Genomic DNA, 18950 nt, shown 5'->3' with positions numbered 1-18950 from the left:
CCGCCAAGTCGGTCCGAACCGATTTCTGTGGGCGAGCGACAAAGGCGAGCAGGGGTCCCGTCCTGCGTTGGCCTGTCCAGCCCCCGAGCCGGCATGATGCTGCCGCCGGGGTTGGTCGAAGGAATGTCGGCAATGCGATCTGCGACGTTTTCGTCCGTTCATGTCGGCGCCTTCACTCCGTCACCTTTTCGCGCATTTTTTACCCCAACGCGGCGCTCGACCGCGGGGCGTTCAGGAGCTCCATCATGATCGGATTGGTTCGTGCCGCTGCAGTTTGCGCCACGCTGGCGCTCGGCCTGGTCAGCGCCCAGGCGGCGGACAAGGCCTTCAAGCGCGACGACCTCGCCGATTCCGCGATCAAGCTGGAAGCCCAGATCAAGAGCGAGGCGGGGGCGGTCAACAAGTCGGCCGCAACCCTGCGCACCGACGCGGATGCCGCCTTCAAGCGCAATGATTTCCGCGGAGGCTTGCAGATCCTCGGCCAGATCGCGGCGACCGCGCCGGAGGACGGCGCCAACTGGCTGCGGCTCGCCAAGACCGTGTTCCAGATCAGGTCGGCGAGCTCCAGCGAACAGACCTTCCTGATGGAGCGCGCCTCCACCGCCGCCTACATCGCCTATCAGCGCGCCGGCAATGCCGGCGAAGAGGCCGATGCGCTGGCCGTGCTCGGCAAGGCGTTCGCCGAGCGCAAGCTGTGGCGTCCGGCGCTCGACAGCTTGCGGCTGTCGCTCGACCTGCGCGAGGTCGCCGATATCAGAGGCCAGTATGAGAGGATGCGCGACGAGCACGGCTTCCGGCTGCTGGATTATAGCGTTGATTCCGATGCGGCCTCGCCGCGGGCCTGCTTCCAGTTCTCCGAGGAGCTGGCCAAGCGCGTCGATTTCGCGCCGTACCTGGCACTGGCCGGCACCGACAAGCCGGCCCTGTCGGCGGAAGGCCAGCAGCTCTGCGTCGATGGCCTGAAGCATGGCGAGCGCTACAACATCAATCTGCGCGCCGGGCTGCCCTCGACCGTCAAGGAGACGCTGCCGAAATCGGCCGAGTTCAACATCTATGTCCGCGACCGCAAGCCGTTCGTCCGGTTCACGGGGCGCGCCTATGTGCTGCCGCGGACCGGACAGCGCGGTATCCCGGTGGTCAGCGTCAACACGCCGGCGGTCACGATCGATGTGTTCCGGATCGGCGACCGCAACCTGATCAACACCGTGATCGATAGCGACTTCCAGAGCACGCTGAGCCGTTACCAGCTCTCCGATCTCGGCGGCCAGCGTGGCGTCAAGGTGTGGTCCGGCGAGCTGGCGACCGCAACCACGCTGAACCAGGACGTGGTCACGGCGTTTCCGGTCGATCAGGCGCTCGGCGACCTGCAGCCCGGTGTCTATGTCATGACCGCGGCGGCCAAGGGCCCGGGCAGCGATGATGACGGCACGCTGGCGACGCAATGGTTCATCGTCTCGGACATGGGCTTGTCGGCCTTCTCCGGCAATGACGGTATCCACGTGTTCGTCAACTCGCTGGCCTCGACTGAAGCGGTCGCCAATGCGGAAGTGAAGCTGGTCGCCCGCAACAACGAGATCCTGGCCACCCGCAAGACCGACGCCGCCGGCCACGTGCTGTTCGAGCAGGGCCTGGCACGCGGCGAGGGCGGGCTGTCGCCGGCGCTGCTCACGGTGACAGGCGAAAAATCCGACTACGCCTTCCTGAGCCTGAAGACCAATGCCTTCGACCTCACCGACCGCGGCGTCGCGGGCCGGGCGATCCCCGCCGGCGCCGACGCCTTCGTCTATGCCGAGCGCGGCGTCTATCGTTCCAACGAGACCGTTTATTTGACGGCGCTGCTGCGTGACGGCCAGGGCAACGCGCTGACCGGAACGCCGCTTACCATGGTGATCGAGCGTCCCGACGGCGTCGAATTCCGCCGCACCGTGCTGCCTGACCAGGGTGCCGGCGGCCGGATGCTGGCGGTGGCGCTCAATTCCGCGGTGCCGACCGGCACCTGGCGCGCCCGCGTCTTCACCGATCCCAAGGGCGCGTCGGTCGGCGAGACCACCTTCATGGTCGAGGATTACATCCCCGAGCGGATCGAATTCGACCTGACCAGCAAGGAGAAGCTGATCAAAGCTGAAGTTCCGGTGGAACTTCAGGTCTCCGGCCGTTTCCTCTATGGCGCGCCGGCCTCGGGCCTTCAGCTCGAAGGCGATATGCTGGTCGCGCCGGCCGCTAACGGCCGGCCCGGCTATGCCGGCTACCAGTTCGGCGTCGATGACGAGAAGACCGCGAGCAATGAGCGGACTCCGATCGAGGACCTGCCGGAGGCCGATGCCAATGGCGCGGCGACCTTCCCGGTGAAGCTCGAGAAGGTCCCGGCCTCGACCCGGCCGCAGGAGGCCCAGATCTTCATCCGCATGGCGGAGAGCGGCGGCCGTTCGGTCGAGCGCAAGATCGTGCTGCCGGTGGCCCCCAGCGCCTCGCTGATCGGCGTCAAGCCGTTGTTCGGCGACAAGAGCGTCGCCGAGGGCGACAAGGCCGAATTCGATGTCGTGTTCGTCGCGCCCGACGGCAAGCAGCTGCCGCGCAACGGGCTGCGCTACGAGCTGCTGAAGCTGGAGTCGCGCTACCAGTGGTACCGGCAGAACTCGTCCTGGCAGTATGAACCGGTCAAGTCGACCCGCCGCGTGGCCGATGGCGACGCCAACCTCGCGGCCGACAAGCCGCTGCGCCTGACCTTCCAGCCGCAGCCCGGCCGCTACCGGCTCGATGTGAAATCGACCGATGCCGACGGGCCTGTGACCTCGGTGCAGTTCGATGTCGGCTGGTATTCGGACGGCAGCGCCGACACGCCCGATCTGCTGGAAACATCGATCGACAAGCCGGAATATGCTTCTGGCGACACCATGACGGTGTCCGTCAATGCGCGCACCGCGGGCAAGCTGACCGTCTATGTGCTTGGTGACCGCCTGCTGACGACCCAGAGCGTCGACGTCAAGGAAGGCACCCAGCAGGTCAAACTCGAGGTTGGCAAGGATTGGGGCACCGGCGCCTACGTCATGACGACGCTGCGCCGTCCGCTCGATGCCGCCGCCGGGCGCATGCCGGGCCGCGCGATCGGGCTGAAATGGTTCGGCATCGACAAGAAGACGCGTACGCTCGCCGTCACGCTGTCGCCGCCCGCTCTGGTGCGGCCGGGCACGGCGCTGAAAATTCCGGTCAAGCTCGGCGGGCTCAATCCCGGCGAGGATGCCAAGGTGGTGCTGGCCGCGGTCGACGTCGGCATTCTCAACCTGACCAACTACAAGCCGCCGGCGCCGGACGACTACTACCTCGGCCAGCGCCGCCTGACCGCCGAGATCCGCGACCTCTACGGGCAGCTGATCGACGGCATGCAGGGCACAACCGGCCAAATCCGCAGCGGCGGCGACGCGGCCGGCGCCGAGCTGCAGGGCTCGCCGCCGACGCAGAAGCCGCTCGCGCTCTATTCCGGCATCGTCACGGTCGGCCCCGACGGCACGGCCGAAGTGAGCTTCGACATTCCGGAGTTCGCGGGCACCGCGCGGGTGATGGCGGTGGCGTGGAGCGCCACCAAGCTCGGCCGCGCCAATGTCGACGTGACGGTGCGCGATCCCGTGGTGCTGACCGCGACCTTGCCGCGCTTCCTGCTGACCGGTGACAAAGGCACCATCAGCATGGATATCGACAATGTCGAAGGCGCCGCCGGCGACTACGCAATCAGCATCAAGGCGAGCGGCCCGATCAAGGCGTCGGGCAATCCCACGACGACGGTGAAGCTCGCCGCCAAGCAGCGCTCCTCGCTGTCGCTCGGGCTCGAGGCCGGTGGCGCCGGTCGCGCCGATTTCGACGTCAATATTTCCGGGCCGAACGGGCTGACGCTGGCGCGGCATTACGCACTGGACGTCAAGCCGGCCACGCAAGTGCTGGCACGCCGCTCGATCCGCACGCTGGCGAAGGGCGAGAGCCTGACGCTGACGTCGGACATGTTCTCCGACCTGGTGCCGGGCACCGGCAGCGTCTCGATCTCGGCGAGCCTGTCGACCGCGCTCGATGCCGCGAGCATCCTGAAGGCGCTCGACCGCTACCCCTATGGCTGCTCCGAGCAGATCACCAGCCGTGCGCTGCCGCTGCTCTATGTCAACGATCTCGCCGCCGGCGCCCATCTGGCGATGGACACCGCGGTCGATCAGCGCATCCGCGACGCGATCGAGCGGCTCCTCGCTCGACAAGGCTCCAACGGATCGTTCGGCCTTTGGTCGGCGGGCGGCGACGACGCCTGGCTCGATGCTTACGTGACGGACTTCCTGACCCGCGCCCGCGAGAAGGGCTTTGCGGTGCCGGACGTGCTGTTCAAGAGCGCGCTCGACCGTGTCAGGAACTCGGTGGTCAATGCCAACGAACCGGAGAAGGACGGCGGCCGTGATCTGGCCTACGGCCTCTACGTGCTCGCGCGCAATGGCGCGGCGCCGATCGGCGACCTGCGCTATCTCGCCGACACCAAGTTGAACAATCTGGCGACGCCGATCTCCAAGGCGCAGCTTGCCGCGGCACTGGCGCTGGTCGGCGACAGAGCGAGGGCCGAGCGGGTCTACGGCGCCGCGCTCGACGCGCTGAACCCGAAACCGGTGATCGAGTTCGGCCGCGTCGATTACGGCTCGGCACTGCGCGATGCGGCGGCGCTGGTCTCGCTTGCCGGCGAGGGCAATGCGCCGCGCACGACGCTGACGCAGGCCGTGTTGCGGGTGGAAGCAGCGCGGGGGCTGTCGCCCTACACCTCGACGCAGGAGAATGCGTGGATGGTGCTGGCGGCGCGCGCGCTGGCCAAGGAGACGCTGGCCCTCGACATCAACGGCCAGGGCGTCAAGACCGCGGTCTATCGCAGCTACAAGGCCGAGGCGATGACGGGCCAGCCGCTCAAGATCACCAACACCGGCGACGCACCGCTGCAGGCGGTGGTCTCGGTGGCGGGCTCGCCGGTCACGCCGGAACCTGCGGCCTCCAACGGCTTCAAGATCGAGCGCAGCTACTTCACGCTCGACGGCAAGCCGGCCGATGTCAGCAAGGCGAAGCAGAACGACCGCTTCGCGGTTGTCCTGAAGGTCACGGAAGCGAAACCGGAATTCGGTCACATCATGGTGGCGGACTATCTGCCGGCCGGGCTCGAGATCGACAACCCGCATTTGGTGTCGTCAGGCGATTCCGGCACGCTCACGTGGATCGAGGACGGTGTCGAGCCGAAGAACACCGAGTTCCGCGACGACCGCTTCACCGCGGCGATCGACCGCGGCGCCAACGACAAGTCGGTGTTCACTGTCGCCTATGTCGTGCGCGCGGTGTCGCCGGGCAAATACGTGCTGCCACAGGCCTATGTCGAGGACATGTACAACCCCTCGCGCTACGGCCGCAGCGGCACCGGCGCCGTCGAGGTGAAGCCCGCGAAATGAGCGCAGCGTCGAGGACAGCACCGGAACGCAAGACGCGCTGGCGGCGGATCAAGACCGTCCTGGCGATCTGCGCCGTCACGACGCTGGTCGCAACCGGCGGCTTCGCCGGCTGGGTCGTCTCGCTCGGTCCGCTGCCGATCATGCAGGCGCAGCAGGTCTCGACCACAGTCGTCGATCGCAACGGAAAACTGCTGCGCGCCTATGCGATGGCGGACGGACGCTGGCGGCTGCCGGTCGATGCGAAGACGGCCGTCGATCCCGGCTATCTGAAGCTGCTGTTCGCCTATGAGGACAAGCGCTTCTACGAGCATCACGGCATCGATCCGCTGGCGCTGTCGCGCGCCGGCTTCCAGCTGCTCACCAGCGGCCATATCGTCTCGGGCGGTTCGACCATCACGATGCAGCTGGCGCGGCTGATCGAGCCGCGGCACCAGCGTTCGGTCTACGCAAAGCTGCGGCAGATGGTGCGCGCGGTCGAGCTGGAGCGGCAGCTCTCGAAGGACCAGATCCTCGACCTCTATCTGGCGCTGGCGCCGTTCGGCGGCAATCTCGAGGGCGTCCGCGCGGCCTCGATCGCCTATTTCGGCAAGGAGCCGAGGCGGCTGTCGCTCGCGGAAGCCGCGCTCCTGGTGGCGCTGCCGCAATCGCCGGAGCGGCGGCGGCTCGACCGTTACCCCGAAGCCGCGCATGCCGCGCGCGACCGCGTGCTCGACCGCATGGTCGAGGATGGCGTGGTGTCGAAGGACGATGCCGCGCAGGCGAGGGCGGCGGCGGTGCCGAGGTTGCGCAAGCAGATCCCGATCCTGGCGCCGCATTCGTCCGATCAGGCGGTCGCGACGATGAAGGACTCTCCCGTCATCAAGCTGACGCTGGACTCCACACTTCAGCGGAACCTGGAGGCGTTGGCGCGCGATCGCGCCATCGCGCAGGGGCCTGACGTCTCGGTCGCGATCGTGGTGGTGGACAACGAAACCGGTGACGTGCTGGCGCGCGTCGGCTCCGCCGATTATTTCGACGAGCGGCGGGCCGGGCAGGTCGACATGACGCGCGCGATACGCTCGCCGGGCTCAACGCTGAAACCGTTCATCTACGGCCTCGCTTTCGAGGACGGCTTCGTCCATCCCGACAGCCTGATCGAGGATCGGCCGATCCGCTTCGGCAGCTATGCGCCGGAAAATTTCGACATGACGTTCCAGGGCACGGTGCCGATCCGCAAGGCGCTGCAATTGTCGCTCAACGTGCCCGCGATCGCGCTGCTCGATCGGGTCGGCGCCAGCCGGCTGTCGTCGCGGCTGAAGCAGGCCGGCACCAGTCTGGTACTGCCGAAGGACGAGGCGCCGGGCCTTGCGATGGGTCTCGGCGGTGTCGGCATAACGTTGCAGGATCTCGCCCAGCTCTATTCCGGACTGGCGCGGCTCGGCGCCACCAAGCCGCTGCGCGAGATCATGCAGGAGAATGACAGCCGCGACACGATGCGGTTGATGGATCAGGCCGCGGCCTGGCAGGTCGGCAACGTCCTGCTTGGCACACCGCCGCCGGAGAACGGCGTGCACAACCGGATCGCGTTCAAGACCGGCACCAGCTACGGCTATCGCGATGCCTGGTCGGTCGGCTTCGACGGCCGCATCACGATCGGCGTCTGGGTCGGCCGCCCGGACGGCGCGCCGGTGCCGGGTCTGGTCGGCCGCACGGCAGCGGCGCCGATCCTGTTCGACGCCTTTGCGCGCACCGGCAAGATCCCGGCGGCGTTGCCGAAGCCGCCGCGGGGCGTGCTGGTTGCCTCCAACGCGAAACTGCCGCCGCCGCTGCGCCGGTTCCGGCCGTTGGGCGAGCTGGTCCGCAGCGGCAATGATCAGGCCCCGCACATCCAGTTTCCGCTGAACGGCTCACGCATCGACGTCGATCAATCGGAGGGCGGCCGCAATGCGCCGCTGCCGGTGAAGGTTGCCGGCGGCGTGCTGCCGCTGACGGTCCTCGTCAATGGTGTCTCAGCCGGGGACATCGACAGCCGGCGGCAGCGCCTGATCGACCCGCCCGGGCCGGGCTTCGCGCGGCTGACCGTGATCGACGCCACGGGAGCTGCGGATACCGTTGTGATCCGCGTGCAATGATCGCGCGGGAAAGCGGAACGGTACGGGTGGAAAGCGGAACAGCACGGTTGTTTGCGCTGCGGTTTCATCGTATGCGAAACCCATGGTGGATAGCCTCCAACCCCGGCGCTTTGGAGCAGGGCAACAGTCTGTAAAACCTGCGCATTCGAGCCGCAGGCTGTTCATGGCGTTCGAGTTCGCGACGGCCAGCCAATGGCGTTCGCTCCTGTTTCTGACGCTGACCTGCCTGGTGCTGTTCCTGCCGGGCTTCTTCACCATCCCGCCGATCGACCGCGACGAGGTTCGCTTTGCCCAGGCGACCAAGCAGATGGTCGAGAGCGGCGATTTCGTCGACATCCGCTTCCAGGACGACGTCCGGTACAAGAAACCGGTCGGCATCTACTGGATGCAGGCGGCGGCGCTGAAGACGATCTCCGCGCTCGGGGTGCAGCGCGCCCAGGTCCGTATCTGGGTCTACCGCCTGCCGTCCCTGATCGGCGCCATCGGCGCCGTCTTGCTGACCTATTGGACGGCGCTCGCCTTCGTGACGCGGCAAGGGGCGGTGCTGGCCGCCCTGATGATGGCAAGCTGCGTGTTGCTCGGGGTCGAAGCGCGGCTCGCCAAGACCGACGCGATGCTGCTGCTGACGGTCACCGCGGCGATGGGTGCGATGGCGCGCGTGTATCTGTCCTGGCAACGCGGCGAGGATCCGGCGCATCCATCATGGGGCCCGCCCGCGATCTTCTGGACCGCGCTCGCGGTCGGCATCCTGCTCAAGGGGCCGCTGATCCTGATGTTCGTCGGCCTTGCGATGGCGGGGCTTGCGATCCTCGATCGATCGGCGGCGTGGTTCTGGCGGATGCGTCCGGTCTGGGGCCTGATGTGGACCCTTGTGCTGGTGCTGCCGTGGTTCGTGCTGATCTTCCTGCGGGCCGGAGAGACCTTCTTTGCCGACTCGGTCGGCGGCGACATGCTGAGCAAGCTCGGTGCGCAGGAATCGCACGGCGCGCCGCCCGGGATCTATCTGTTGCTGTTCTGGATCACGTTCTGGCCCGGCGCGCCGCTTGCTGCCATGGCGGCGCCGGCGGTCTGGCGCGCGCGGCGTGAGCCCGGCGCGCAGTTCCTGTTGGCCTGGCTGATCCCGTCCTGGATCGTGTTCGAAGCCGTGCTGACCAAGCTGCCGCATTACGTGCTGCCGCTCTATCCGGCGATCGCGATCCTGACCGTCGGCGCGCTGGAGCGCCGCGTGCTGTCGCGTTCGCCCTGGTTGCTGCGTGGCGCCGCCTGGTGGTTTGCCATCCCTGCATTCGGCGCGGTGCTGGTGATCGTCGGCGCCATCAAGGCGATCCATCAGCCGGTGTTTCCGGCCTGGCCGCTGTTTGCCGTCGCGATGGTGTTCGGCCTCGTCGCGTGGTGGATGTTCGAGGACAGCCGCGCCGAACGCTCGCTGCTCAATGCGGTGATCGCCGCGGCGCTGATGGCGGGCGCCACCTATGGCGTGGTGCTGCCGCGGCTCACCACCGTGTTTCCGAGCCAGGAGGTCGCACGCGCCTTGCGCAACGTCACCTGCGTCGGCCCGAAGGCGGCGGCGGCCGGCTTCCATGAGCCGAGCCTCGTCTTCATGACCGATACCTCGACGCTGCTCACCGACGGATCCGGCGCGGCGGATTTTCTGGGGCAGGGCTCCTGCCGCTTCGCGCTGGTCGAACAGCGCTCGGAGCGCGCCTTCGTGCAGCGCGCCGAGGCGATCGGGCTGCGCTACAACGCGCCGGTCCGGATCGAGGGCTACAACATCTCGCAGGGCAAGGCGGTCTCGATTGCGATCTTCCGTTCCGAAGGGACGGAGTGACATGCCGGCGCCGCCAGCCAACCTGGAATCCGCCAATTATTTCGGACGATTGCTGACGCTGGTCTGGCTGTCCCTCGCCCAGCTGGTGCGGGCACCGTCGCATTCGCGCCGGGCCGAGGCAGCGCGCCGCTCCGCGCGCCACGTGCTGCTGCTCTTCGTCATCGGCGGCGCCGTGATCGTCACGCTGATGTATGCGGTCGATGTCGCCGAGATCAGCCTGATGCCGCCGCGCGGCACGCCTTCGCTCTGGTGGGTGAAGATTCTCACCGATTTCGGCAAGGACGAGTATGTGCTCAGCGCGCTCGGTCTGCTGCTGATTGCAGTCGCATTGGCGGCGCCCGCGCTGCGCGGCGTGCCGCGCGCAACCCTGCTTGGCCTCGGGACCAGGCTGCAATACCTGTTCCTGTCGGTCGCGCTGTCGGTGGCGACCGGTGAAGTGATCAAGTGGATCGTCGGTCGCGGCCGGCCGTTCGTCGGCGGCAAGGCCAATGCCTTCAACTTCCAGCACTTCGCCGGCACCGAGGCCTATTCGAGCTTTCCGTCGGGACATGCGATCACGGCGTTTGCGCTGGCCTTCGCCGTGTCGGCGGTGTGGCCGCGCGCGCGGGTTGCGATGCTGGTCTATGCGCTGATCATCATCGCGACGCGGCTGGTGCTGCTGGCCCATCATCCGAGCGACGTGGTGGCCGGCGCGGCTGTCGGCATGATCGGCGCAACGGCCGTACGCTACTGGTTCGCCGCCCGCCGCCTTGGTTTTGCCATCGATCGCGATGGCACCGTGGTGGCGTTGCCGGGCCCCTCGGAAGGGCGCCTCAAAAGGGTTGCGAGGAGCGCTTTCGCCCCATAAAAGCGGTCGCCCGGCGGCCGGATCGGGTGGGTTCCAGCCGCGAACCCCACATCAACCACGAGTGCCGAATTGCCTGTTTCCGACCAGACGCCGGTCGCCGTTTCCATCGTCGTGCCGGTGCGCAACGAGGCCGACAATATCGCGCCGCTGATCGCCGAGATCGCGGCCGCGCTCGACGGACGTTGGGCCTACGAGATCGTCTACGTCAATGACGGCTCGACCGACGCCACCGGTGAACGGCTGGGCGCGATCATGGCGCAGCGGCCCAATCTCCGGCAACTGCGCCACGCCATCTCCTCGGGCCAGTCGGCGGCCGTGCGCAGCGGCGTTCGCGCCGCGCGCGGTGCGATCGTGGCGACGCTCGATGGTGACGGCCAGAACGATCCGGCCTTCCTGCCGGACCTGATCAGGGCGATCGAGAGCGGCAACGGCCGCGTCGGCCTTGCCGCCGGCCAGCGCGTCGGGCGCAAGGACACCGGCTTCAAGAAGCTGCAATCGCGCATCGCCAACAAGGTGCGCGGCATCATCCTGCGTGATGGCACGCGCGACACCGGTTGCGGCCTGAAGGCGTTTCCGCGCGAGGTGTTCCTGGCGATGCCCTATTTCGACGGGCTGCATCGCTTCCTGCCGGCGCTGGTCCGCCGCGAAGGATATGCGATCGCCTATGTCGATGTCGTCGATCGCCCGCGCCATTCCGGCGTCTCGAACTATGGATTCTTCGACCGGCTCTGGATCGGGATCATGGATCTGGCCGGCGTGTGGTGGCTGATCCGCCGCAAGAAGCCGACGCCGGTCGTCACGGAAGTGCCGGGCGTCACCGATGCGACTGATGTCACCAAGGTGAAATGATGCTGATTCAGTTTGGCCAGGCGCTGAGCGCCTATTTCTACGACACGTTCGTCGCCAAGTTCGATTTCTGGCTGGCGTTCGGCCTCGTCGCGCAACTGCTGTTCACCGCGCGCTTTCTGGTGCAGTGGATTTCCAGCGAGCGCGCCGGCCAGAGCGTGGTGCCGATGGCGTTCTGGTTCTTCTCGATGGGCGGCGGCCTGATGACGCTGGTCTACGGGCTCGCCAAGCGCGAACCCGTCATCATCCTCGGCCAGGGCCTCGCCACGCTGATCTATGTCCGCAACATCATGCTGATCGTGAAGAACCGCCGACGCGCGTCGAAGACGCTCGACAATTGATCCGCACGGCCGTCGGTGCGGCGAACGGTATGCTGGGGCTGCTTTCGAAGTCTTGATGGCTTCCAGCATCGATTGCGACCAAATCCGGACGACGGTCAAACAATCGCCCCAAGACGCATGGCATCTACGGCCCGTCGTGGGCGTGGCGGCATCCCGAGTCCATGCGCCAGGGGATGAGGGGCGTCGATGACCAGCCGTGGCGAACCGACCAGAGCGGGTAGTTATCTGTTGCATGTCCGCAATGTCGTTTTGCTCGACGCGCCGCCGCTGACCGGCGAGCGCGGTCTGCCGGACCGGCGCGCCGTCAGTATCCGCTGGATGGCCGGGACGATCCTGATCGGCGCCGCGGCCGTGGTGCTGCTTGGTGGCGCGCTTCGCGGCGCATTTGGTTATCGCACGAGATTCGCTGCGTCGCCGGTGGTCTCAGGTCCGCGCGTCACGGGGCAGGTGGTCGACGAGGCGCGGCGCGGCGATCGCCTGGATCGGAGGCCCGGCTCGCCAGGCAATCCCTCGGCGCTCAAGATCGAGCAATTGAGCGATGCCGGCTCGGTCCGTCGATTTACCCGCGTGTCGGCGCGGCTTGCGGAGATCGATCCCGAGCCGGAGCAGGACCATCGCCGCGAAACGCCGGCGGACGGCAAGGACGAGCAGCGAGCAAGCACGCAACTGCCGTCGGAGTTGCCATCGATCATTCGGGGAGGTCCATCGCGCCGTGGGCTGCCGGGCGGCACCAGCGCTTATGCCGACGTTGAAGACGTGCCGCATTCGCCGGCTCCGATCGGTGACGCCGTCAATGTCACCAGCCTTCCGAAGTCGCCTTCCTCCTCTCGTCACTATCGACATGTCATTGTCGCCAGGAGCGGTGACACGCTCTCCGCCATCCTGCGGGCGCTGGCCGCGGCCGCGGAGGATGCGCCGGCGATCCTTGCCGCTTTCCCGTCGACGGGCCGTCAGCAGACATTGTCGGGCGGCGAGAAAATCACCGTCATCGAGCAGGACGGAGATGCCGGGGCGCCGCGCGGCCACGTCGCGAAAGTGTCGATCGAACGGGCGGGCTCCAGCGTGTCCGCCGTCGGTCGCACCGATGTCGGTCAATACCAGGCGATTGTGCCGGAACAGCCGGAGGCCGCCGCGTCGGGCGGAAGGCAGCCGCGCCAATCGATCGACACGCACGCCGTCCCGGGCGAGACGTTACGCGACGGCCTCAACGCGCTTGCTCGCTCCAATCACGTCGACGAGGGGATCGTCGCTGAACTGATGCGGCTGTGCGGCCGCGATTTCGACCTCGACGAGCCGCTCGGCGACGCCGATGTGGCCGAGATCATCTATGCGCCCAACGACATCGGCCAACCGGAACTGGTGTTCATCGATTTGGCGGCGGGCGGGCAGACGCGCCGCTACTATCGCTTCACGGCGCCGGACGATGGCAGCTCCGATTTCTATGATGAGGACGGCCAGTCCATCACCAAATTTCTGCTGCGCAAGCCGGTGGTCAGCGGACGCCTCGGCGACGGGTTCGGGTGGCGCATTCATCCGATCCTTGGCGATCGCCGCTTCCATGAGGGCGTCGATTTCGCCGCCCCCTACGGGTCGCCGATCGCGGCCGCGGGCGCCGGCGTCGTCGAGACCGAAGGGTACGAACGCGGGTACGGCAAGTACATCCGGGTACGGCATGATCGCGGTTACGAGACGACTTATGCTCACATCGCGAGCGTCCCGTCCGGACTGAAGGTGGGTGACCGTGTTCGCCAGGGCGAGACGATTGCCTATGTCGGGTCCACGGGGCTCTCGACCGGACCGCATCTCTATTACGAGGTGCGGATCAACGGCCGTAACGTCGATCCGCTTCGGATGAAATTGTCGGGCGGCCGGGTGCTGCAGGGCGATCTCCTTGGCGCCTTCGATCGCCAGCGCGACAGCATCGACCAGCTCGTTGCGGCTTCCGCGTCTCCACAGCCGCCGCGTGGTTCGGAACATCGGCCGCCGACCTAGAGCATGATGAGTTTGGGTCGAGTCAGTTAATCTCGCAAGATTCGTTCACCTCTCCCCAGCGGGAAGAGGTCGATTTGCGTAGCAAATCGGGTGAGGGGGCGCTGCTCCTACAAGAGACCGCAACCCCTCACCCGGCGCTACCCGCCGACCTCTCCCAAGGGAGAGGTGAATTCCCACTGCTGCTTCAGATCAACCCAATCTCATCGCGCTTTGGCGCGACCGCGCTTGATCAAGGCCGCCCGGGCGCCGGAAGTTCGGCTGCTTCCACCGCGTTCTGCCGATCGGCGGCGGTCTCGCCGGCGGCATCGAGCACGGGGTAGGCGACCGAGCAGATGTGCGAATGGATGCGGCGCAGGTCGCGCAGCACGTCGAGATGCAGCGACGTGGTTTCGATGGTCTCGGGCCGGCCTTCGCGCAGTCGCTCCAGATGGCGCTCGACGGCGGCAAGTTCGGCCGCGCGCAGCGCCGCCTTCTCGGTGAGCAGCTTGCGCGCTTCGCTCGCATCGCCCGACATGAACACCCCGAACGCGATCCGCAGCGAATCGATCGTGCGCTTGTGGAACGCGGCCAATTCCTCGGCGCCTTCCGCCGAGAATTGCAGGCGGTGCTTGATCTTCTTGGTCGCGAGCTCGCTCAGGTTCTTGTCGACGATGTCGCCGATATGCTCGAGGTTGATCGCGAAGGCGACGATCTCCATGGCGCGGTGTCCCTCGCGCTCATCGAGGCTGCCGCGGGTAAGCTTCGTGACGTAGAGCTTGATCGCCTCGTTCAGCCGGTCGACGGTGTTGTCCATCTTCGACACATGGTCGACCAGCGCGCGATCGTTGGTCAGCATCGCCGCCATCACCTTGCGCAACATCGCCTCGGCATGGTCGCCCATATGCAGCACCTCGCGCGCGGCGTCGGCGAGCGCAAGCGAAGGCGTCTCCAGCGCGCTCTCGTCGAGATAGCGCGGCCGTGACGGATCGGTCTCCTGCGCCCGCTTGGGCAGCAGCCGCTCGAGCAGGCGCGCGAAGTGATCCAGCACGCCGATGAACAGCAGCGCGGTCGCGACGTTGAAGGCGATGTGGAACAGCGCGGTCGCCTTGGCGAGATCGGGCTGCCAGGTGCAAATCGTTTCCGTGATCGGGCGCAGGAACGGCGCCACCAGCAGGATGCCGACGACGCGGTTGACGAGGTTGCCAACCGGCAGCCGGTAGCTCGCCGGATTGTCGCGCCGCGCGCCTTCCATCAGCGGATTGATGGCGCTGCCGAGATTGGCGCCGAGCACCAGCGCGAACGCGGCGTAGGGCGAGATGAACTGGGAATAGGCCAGCGACATCACCAGCAGCACGCTGGCGACGCTGGAATGGACCAGCCAGGTGACGAACGCGCCGATCAGGATGCAGAGCACGGGATCGCCGGTGATCCCGTTCAGGAACACGCGCACGCCCGGGGCATTCTCGGCCGGCGCCATCGTATCGAGCAGGATATGCAGCGCGAGCAGCATCAGGCCGAGGCCGATCGCGACCCGGCCGAGGTCCTTGATCCGGGAGCGTGGCCCGCTGCGGAATGCGACGAGGCCGACAATGAACAGCACCGGCGCCACCGCTGCGACATTGAACGACAGCACCTGCACGATCAGCGTGGTGCCGATATTGGCGCCGAGCATGATCGCAAGCGCCGGCACCAGGCTGACGATCTCCTCGGCGGCGAAGGAACTGGTGATCAGGGCAGTCGCGGTCGAGCTCTGGAGCAGGGCGGTCAGGCCGAGGCCGGCGCCGAGCGCGGTGAACCGGTTGCGGAGCGCCCGCGCCAGCAACAGCCGCAAATCGGGCCCGAAGGCCCGCAGGATCCCGCTATGGACCATGTGCAGGCCCCACAGCAGGAGCGCGACGCCCCCCATCAGATCAAGCAGAACAAGACTTCCCATACGTCCTGGATATCCCGGCAAATTCGAGTCGAAGGGTTCACGCTATAGAGCCAATTGACCCGCGATCAACCCCTTTTTGTTCACGTTGGAACCGGCCGGGGGAGCGGGCTTGTAGCGAAGAGGCCGTTAATCGAGGCGGCGTCGTTCGGACACGGCGATACCGGTAAACGAATCCTGGAAATGACCGTTCAATTGCGACGGGTTCCGCTAGGCAGTTCCCAATCTTTCCCGGTTATGACGGTGGGAACGAGAAGCTGTCCAGCAAGGCTTGGGGATCAGGATGTTTGTCAATCGCCGCAAGAGCGAACGCCGTGAGTGCCGGAGCGTCGCCAAAATTCAATTGGGCACAGGGTCGTTGCCGCGTGACTGCATGATCACCGACATCTCGGCCGGCGGCGTCAAGGTGATCGCCGAATATCTGGAGATCCCGCCGGAATTCACCATCATCCTTTCGAGCGGCAGTCCGCGTCAGTGCCGCCTGGCCTGGCGGATTGGCCACGAATTCGGCGCCCAGTTCGTCGACTGACGGCCGGGCGGCCTGCGCGGCGCCATGCGCCGCTTCTGGGCCGGATGACGGCGAGATGATGGCATCCTTAACCGGAACTTAGGGTTAAGCTGTGAGCATCCCGGAACCTTCGCTGTTCCGAGTCTCGTTGATGTCTGAGAAACTAGCCCGACCTCTTGGCCGCATGCATCGTCTTGCCGGCTCGGCAGCCGCCGTGATCCTGCTGATCGGGCTGTCCGCCTGTCAGACCTCGGGTCCGTCCGACATTACCGGGTCGTTGGGCGATACGGCGGAGGCCACGCCGGCTCCCGTCGATCCCCGGCGCGACATTGCGACCTATCACGAGCGCGTCCGCGCCAACCCGAAAGACACCGACGCCGCGCTGAAATACGCCCGGGCGCTCCGCGCCACCGGCCAGCGGGCGCAGGCGGTCGCCGTCATGGAGCAGGCGGTACTGGCGCAGCCCAGCAACAAGGCGTTGCTCGCCGGCTACGGACGGGCGCTCGCCGATAACGGCAATTTCCAGCAGGCCTTCGACGTGCTCGGGCGCGCGCACACGCCGGAAGACCCGGACTGGCGTATCCTGTCGGCGCAAGGCGCAGTGCTCGATCAGCTCGAGCGCCACGACGAGGCCCGGCAATATTACGCGAGCGCCCTCAAGGTCGTGCCCGAAGATGCGTCGGTGCTCTCCAATCTCGGTCTGTCGTACCTGCTGTCGAAAGACCTGCCGAAGGCCGAGGAGACGCTGCGCCGCGCCCGGGAGCGCGCACCCGACGACATGCGGATCCGTACCAATCTCGCCGTCGTGGTCGGCCTGCAAGGCCGCCAGGCGGAGGCGGAGACCATCATGAAGGCTGACCTGCCGCCCGAGCAGGGCTCGGCCAATGTTGCCGCGCTGAAGCGGCTGCTGGCGCGCAGGGACGCGAGCCGCACCGAGGCGGACAAGATTCCGGTTGCGGCCAGCCGTCGCGACTAAAGCGGGATGAGTCTTGGTTGGATCGGCTTGGCGCGGTCTTGGTTCACCACTCCGGGGAGAGGTGACCTTTCGGCGCCGTCCCCGCTGGATACAATCTTATCAGGCGTTGGTTCTAGCGATGCCTCGAATCGGGGCTGCTAGCCGGCGGCGCGGCGTCCGTCGTTGCGGCGCGGCTGCAGTTTCTTGAGGATCGGCGACAGGAACGATTCGCGCGCCTCGGCGAGATCCGGGCGCCCGGTCAGGCGCTGCGCGATCTGCAAGAAGGTCCTCGTGGTGCGGTGACGTGCGGAGACTTCCGCGATCATCTGGCCGTTGTTGGCGGCTTCCCCGAATAGCCTGCAATCGAACGGGATCGCCGCAATCGGCTGGCTCTCGATCGTCTTGGCGAAATCCTTGACCTCGATCTCGGGTCGCTTCGACATGCCGACCTGGTTCAGGCAATAGAGCGGCGGACGATCGTTGGGACGCGCGGTCCGCAACAGGTTCATCATGTTCTTGGTATTGCGCATGTTGGCGAGATCGGGTTCGGCGACGATCAGGATATCGTCGGCGCCGACCAGCACGCGCTTGGTCCAGGCGGTCCACTGATGCGGAACGTCGAGCACGATGCAGGAGGTGGTCATGCGCATCGTATCGAAGATGGCGTCGAAGGCTTCGGCGCCGAAATCGTAGACGTGGTCGAGCGTGGCCGGTGCCGCCAGCAGGCTGAGGTGATCGCCGCACTTTGCGAGCAGGCGCTCCATGAAGGCGCTGTCCGGACGCTCTGGTGAGAAGACCGCGTTGGCGATGCCCTGCACCGGATCCTGGTTGTAGTCGAGGCCGGCGGTGCCGAAGGCGAGGTCGAGATCGACGACGACCGAATCCAGTCCGAGGTCGCGCGCGATGGTCCAGGCGACATTGTGGGCGATGGTCGAGGCGCCGACGCCACCCTTGGCGCCCGCGACCGCGATCAGGCGGCCGACCGAGACCGCTTCCGAGGACGAGAACAGGCCGCAGATCGAGCGCACGACGTCGAGCACCTTGACCGGCCCGATCACGTAATCGTTGACGCCGCGCCGGACCAGTTCGCGATACGGCGCGGCCTCGCCGGGGGTGCCGAGCACGACGACGCGGGTGCCGGGATCGCAGACCGTCGCGAGCTCGTCGAGGGCGGCGAGCAGATCGGTGTCCGGCTCGGTCTCCAGCATGATGACGTTGGGCGTCGGCGCCTTGTGGTAGGCATCGATGGCCGCGGCAATGCCGCCCATATGGACGGAGAGGTGAGCCTTGGCGAGCCGGCGGTCTTCGGCGGCGGCGCGCGCCGTCGCGGCGGTCGCGACGCTGGCGCAGAACGCCTGCACGGAAATCCGCGGCGCCGGCGCGATGTGGTCGTTGGCGTGTGGCTCGTCGTGTTGTTCGGTCATTTCGCGGCGTCGCTCAGCTTGGCTCTATCGGCTTCAGGGTAGGTGGTCGCGGTTGACTCACCCTTGCTGTATTTCTGGAACGCGATCGACCGGCGCGGCGTGTAGGCTGCGGTCTCGGTCCGCGGCTGTTCGAGGTCAGACGGATTGGCGACCATCGCAGCCAGGTTGTGCTGGTTGGCGCAGCCGAAATTGTCCCACTGCTTGTTCTCGTGGTAGGCCGGATTGTCGATCGAGGGACCAAGGTCGGCCGGCCATGTGCCGCAGGGCCCGGCGACCGCGGCCATCTTCGGATAGCTGAGGCGAATGGTCGGCAGCGCGCGCGGATCCTCGATGCGGTAGGAGCGTCTTGTGATGGCGTGGGCGGGCACGCCCATCGACGCCAGCACGCCGCGGATTTCCCGGGACACCGCCTGTGCCGAGCGCGCGTTCGAGGTGTCGGCCGGCACGTCGATTGCGATCGCGCCGGTGCCTTCGCGGCGCCAGCTGCGGGCGAGCCCCATGACGTCGTCGCGCTGGGTTTCGGTGAGATTGCCGCGGGCGCGGCCCACGAAGACGACGATCGACTGCTCGCCCTCGGTGATCGCGATCGGATGCCGCTGCCGGTAATCGTCGGGCACCGTGCCGGTGACGACGTCGCCGGTCAGGTTGCAGCCGCCGAGTGCGACCGCCGACGTGACGAGGGCGCCGAACAGCGCCAGCGTCCTTGCGCGACCGGCTTGTGTGTTGCGTGTCATCA

Annotated in this window: 12 protein-coding genes; 9 read left to right on the top strand and 3 right to left on the bottom strand. The window is 66.9% G+C overall.

Features of this window, described 5'->3' with window-relative positions; all coding sequences use genetic code 11:
- The first annotated feature begins 245 nt into the window (after window positions 1–245).
- The 7 genes from JQ507_17045 to JQ507_17015 all read left to right on the top strand — a co-directional run bounded on the left by JQ507_17045 (window position 246) and on the right by JQ507_17015 (window position 13418).
- Window positions 246–5453 (top strand): alpha-2-macroglobulin family protein, encoded by a 5208-nt coding sequence (locus JQ507_17045; GenBank protein ID QRI73048.1) that lies wholly within the window; start codon window positions 246–248, stop codon window positions 5451–5453.
- A complete protein-coding gene (gene pbpC, locus JQ507_17040) occupies window positions 5450–7564 on the top strand; it encodes a penicillin-binding protein 1C (GenBank protein ID QRI73047.1) in 2115 nt (704 codons plus the stop codon). The genes JQ507_17045 and pbpC overlap by 4 nt, the downstream gene beginning before the upstream one ends.
- A gap of 82 nt (window positions 7565–7646) precedes the next feature.
- A complete protein-coding gene (locus tag JQ507_17035; GenBank protein ID QRI73046.1) occupies window positions 7647–9392 on the top strand; it encodes a glycosyltransferase family 39 protein in 1746 nt (581 codons plus the stop codon).
- A 1-nt stretch (window position 9393) separates the two neighbouring features.
- On the top strand, window positions 9394–10239 hold the full coding sequence (locus JQ507_17030; GenBank protein QRI73045.1) for a phosphatase PAP2 family protein: 846 nt from the start codon (window positions 9394–9396) through the stop codon (window positions 10237–10239).
- 69 nt (window positions 10240–10308) lie between these two features.
- Entirely contained in the window at window positions 10309–11088 is a 780-nt protein-coding gene (locus JQ507_17025) for a glycosyltransferase family 2 protein (protein QRI73044.1), read from the top strand.
- A complete protein-coding gene (locus tag JQ507_17020) occupies window positions 11088–11426 on the top strand; it encodes a lipid-A-disaccharide synthase N-terminal domain-containing protein (GenBank protein ID QRI73043.1) in 339 nt (112 codons plus the stop codon). Before JQ507_17025 ends, JQ507_17020 begins: the two co-directional genes overlap by 1 nt.
- A 249-nt stretch (window positions 11427–11675) precedes the next feature.
- Entirely contained in the window at window positions 11676–13418 is a 1743-nt protein-coding gene (locus JQ507_17015) for a M23 family metallopeptidase (GenBank protein QRI73042.1), read from the top strand.
- A gap of 229 nt (window positions 13419–13647) precedes the next feature.
- On the opposite strand, the gene JQ507_17010 is transcribed toward JQ507_17015, so the two are convergent.
- Window positions 13648–15330: a Na/Pi cotransporter family protein gene (locus tag JQ507_17010; protein QRI73041.1), complete on the bottom strand. Its 1683-nt coding sequence runs from the start codon at window positions 15328–15330 to the stop codon at window positions 13648–13650.
- A 280-nt stretch (window positions 15331–15610) separates the two neighbouring features.
- Between JQ507_17010 and JQ507_17005 the strand changes: the two genes are divergently transcribed.
- Complete coding sequence (locus tag JQ507_17005; GenBank protein QRI73040.1) at window positions 15611–15856, top strand: PilZ domain-containing protein; 246 nt, start codon at window positions 15611–15613, stop codon at window positions 15854–15856.
- A 163-nt stretch (window positions 15857–16019) separates the two neighbouring features.
- On the top strand, window positions 16020–16811 hold the full coding sequence (locus JQ507_17000) for a tetratricopeptide repeat protein (protein QRI73384.1): 792 nt from the start codon (window positions 16020–16022) through the stop codon (window positions 16809–16811).
- 137 nt (window positions 16812–16948) lie between these two features.
- Here JQ507_17000 and JQ507_16995 read toward each other — a convergent pair whose 3' ends face one another.
- Together JQ507_16995 and JQ507_16990 are read right to left on the bottom strand one after the other, a co-directional pair.
- Complete coding sequence (locus JQ507_16995) at window positions 16949–18214, bottom strand: AAA family ATPase (GenBank protein QRI73039.1); 1266 nt, start codon at window positions 18212–18214, stop codon at window positions 16949–16951.
- Window positions 18211–18948 carry a CpaD family pilus assembly protein gene (locus JQ507_16990; protein ID QRI73038.1) on the bottom strand — a complete coding sequence of 246 codons (738 nt, stop codon included), beginning with the start codon at window positions 18946–18948 and terminating at the stop codon, window positions 18211–18213. The genes JQ507_16995 and JQ507_16990 overlap by 4 nt, the downstream gene beginning before the upstream one ends.
- Between the last annotated feature and the right edge of the window lie 2 nt (window positions 18949–18950).

It is taken from the genome of Bradyrhizobium sp. PSBB068 (assembly GCA_016839165.1).
In the GTDB taxonomy this organism is placed as follows: domain Bacteria; phylum Pseudomonadota; class Alphaproteobacteria; order Rhizobiales; family Xanthobacteraceae; genus Bradyrhizobium.
Note: the sequence above shows the minus strand (reverse complement) of the source record. Positions and strands in the feature narration are given on the sequence as shown.

Bases quoted from the DNA above. Each gene is read 5' to 3' on its own strand.
- JQ507_17045 (QRI73048.1), top strand. From the start codon at position 246: ATGATCGGATTGGTTCGTGCCGCTGCAGTTTGCGCCACGCTGGCGCTC.
- pbpC (QRI73047.1), top strand. From the start codon at position 5,450: ATGAGCGCAGCGTCGAGGACAGCACCGGAACGCAAGACGCGCTGGCGG.
- JQ507_17035 (QRI73046.1), top strand. From the start codon at position 7,647: ATGGTGGATAGCCTCCAACCCCGGCGCTTTGGAGCAGGGCAACAGTCT.
- JQ507_17030 (QRI73045.1), top strand. From the start codon at position 9,394: ATGCCGGCGCCGCCAGCCAACCTGGAATCCGCCAATTATTTCGGACGA.
- JQ507_17020 (QRI73043.1), top strand. From the start codon at position 11,088: ATGCTGATTCAGTTTGGCCAGGCGCTGAGCGCCTATTTCTACGACACG.
- JQ507_17010 (QRI73041.1), bottom strand. From the start codon at position 15,330: ATGGGAAGTCTTGTTCTGCTTGATCTGATGGGGGGCGTCGCGCTCCTG.
- JQ507_17005 (QRI73040.1), top strand. From the start codon at position 15,611: ATGTTTGTCAATCGCCGCAAGAGCGAACGCCGTGAGTGCCGGAGCGTC.
- JQ507_17000 (QRI73384.1), top strand. From the start codon at position 16,020: ATGCATCGTCTTGCCGGCTCGGCAGCCGCCGTGATCCTGCTGATCGGG.
- JQ507_16995 (QRI73039.1), bottom strand. From the start codon at position 18,214: ATGACCGAACAACACGACGAGCCACACGCCAACGACCACATCGCGCCG.
- JQ507_16990 (QRI73038.1), bottom strand. From the start codon at position 18,948: ATGACACGCAACACACAAGCCGGTCGCGCAAGGACGCTGGCGCTGTTC.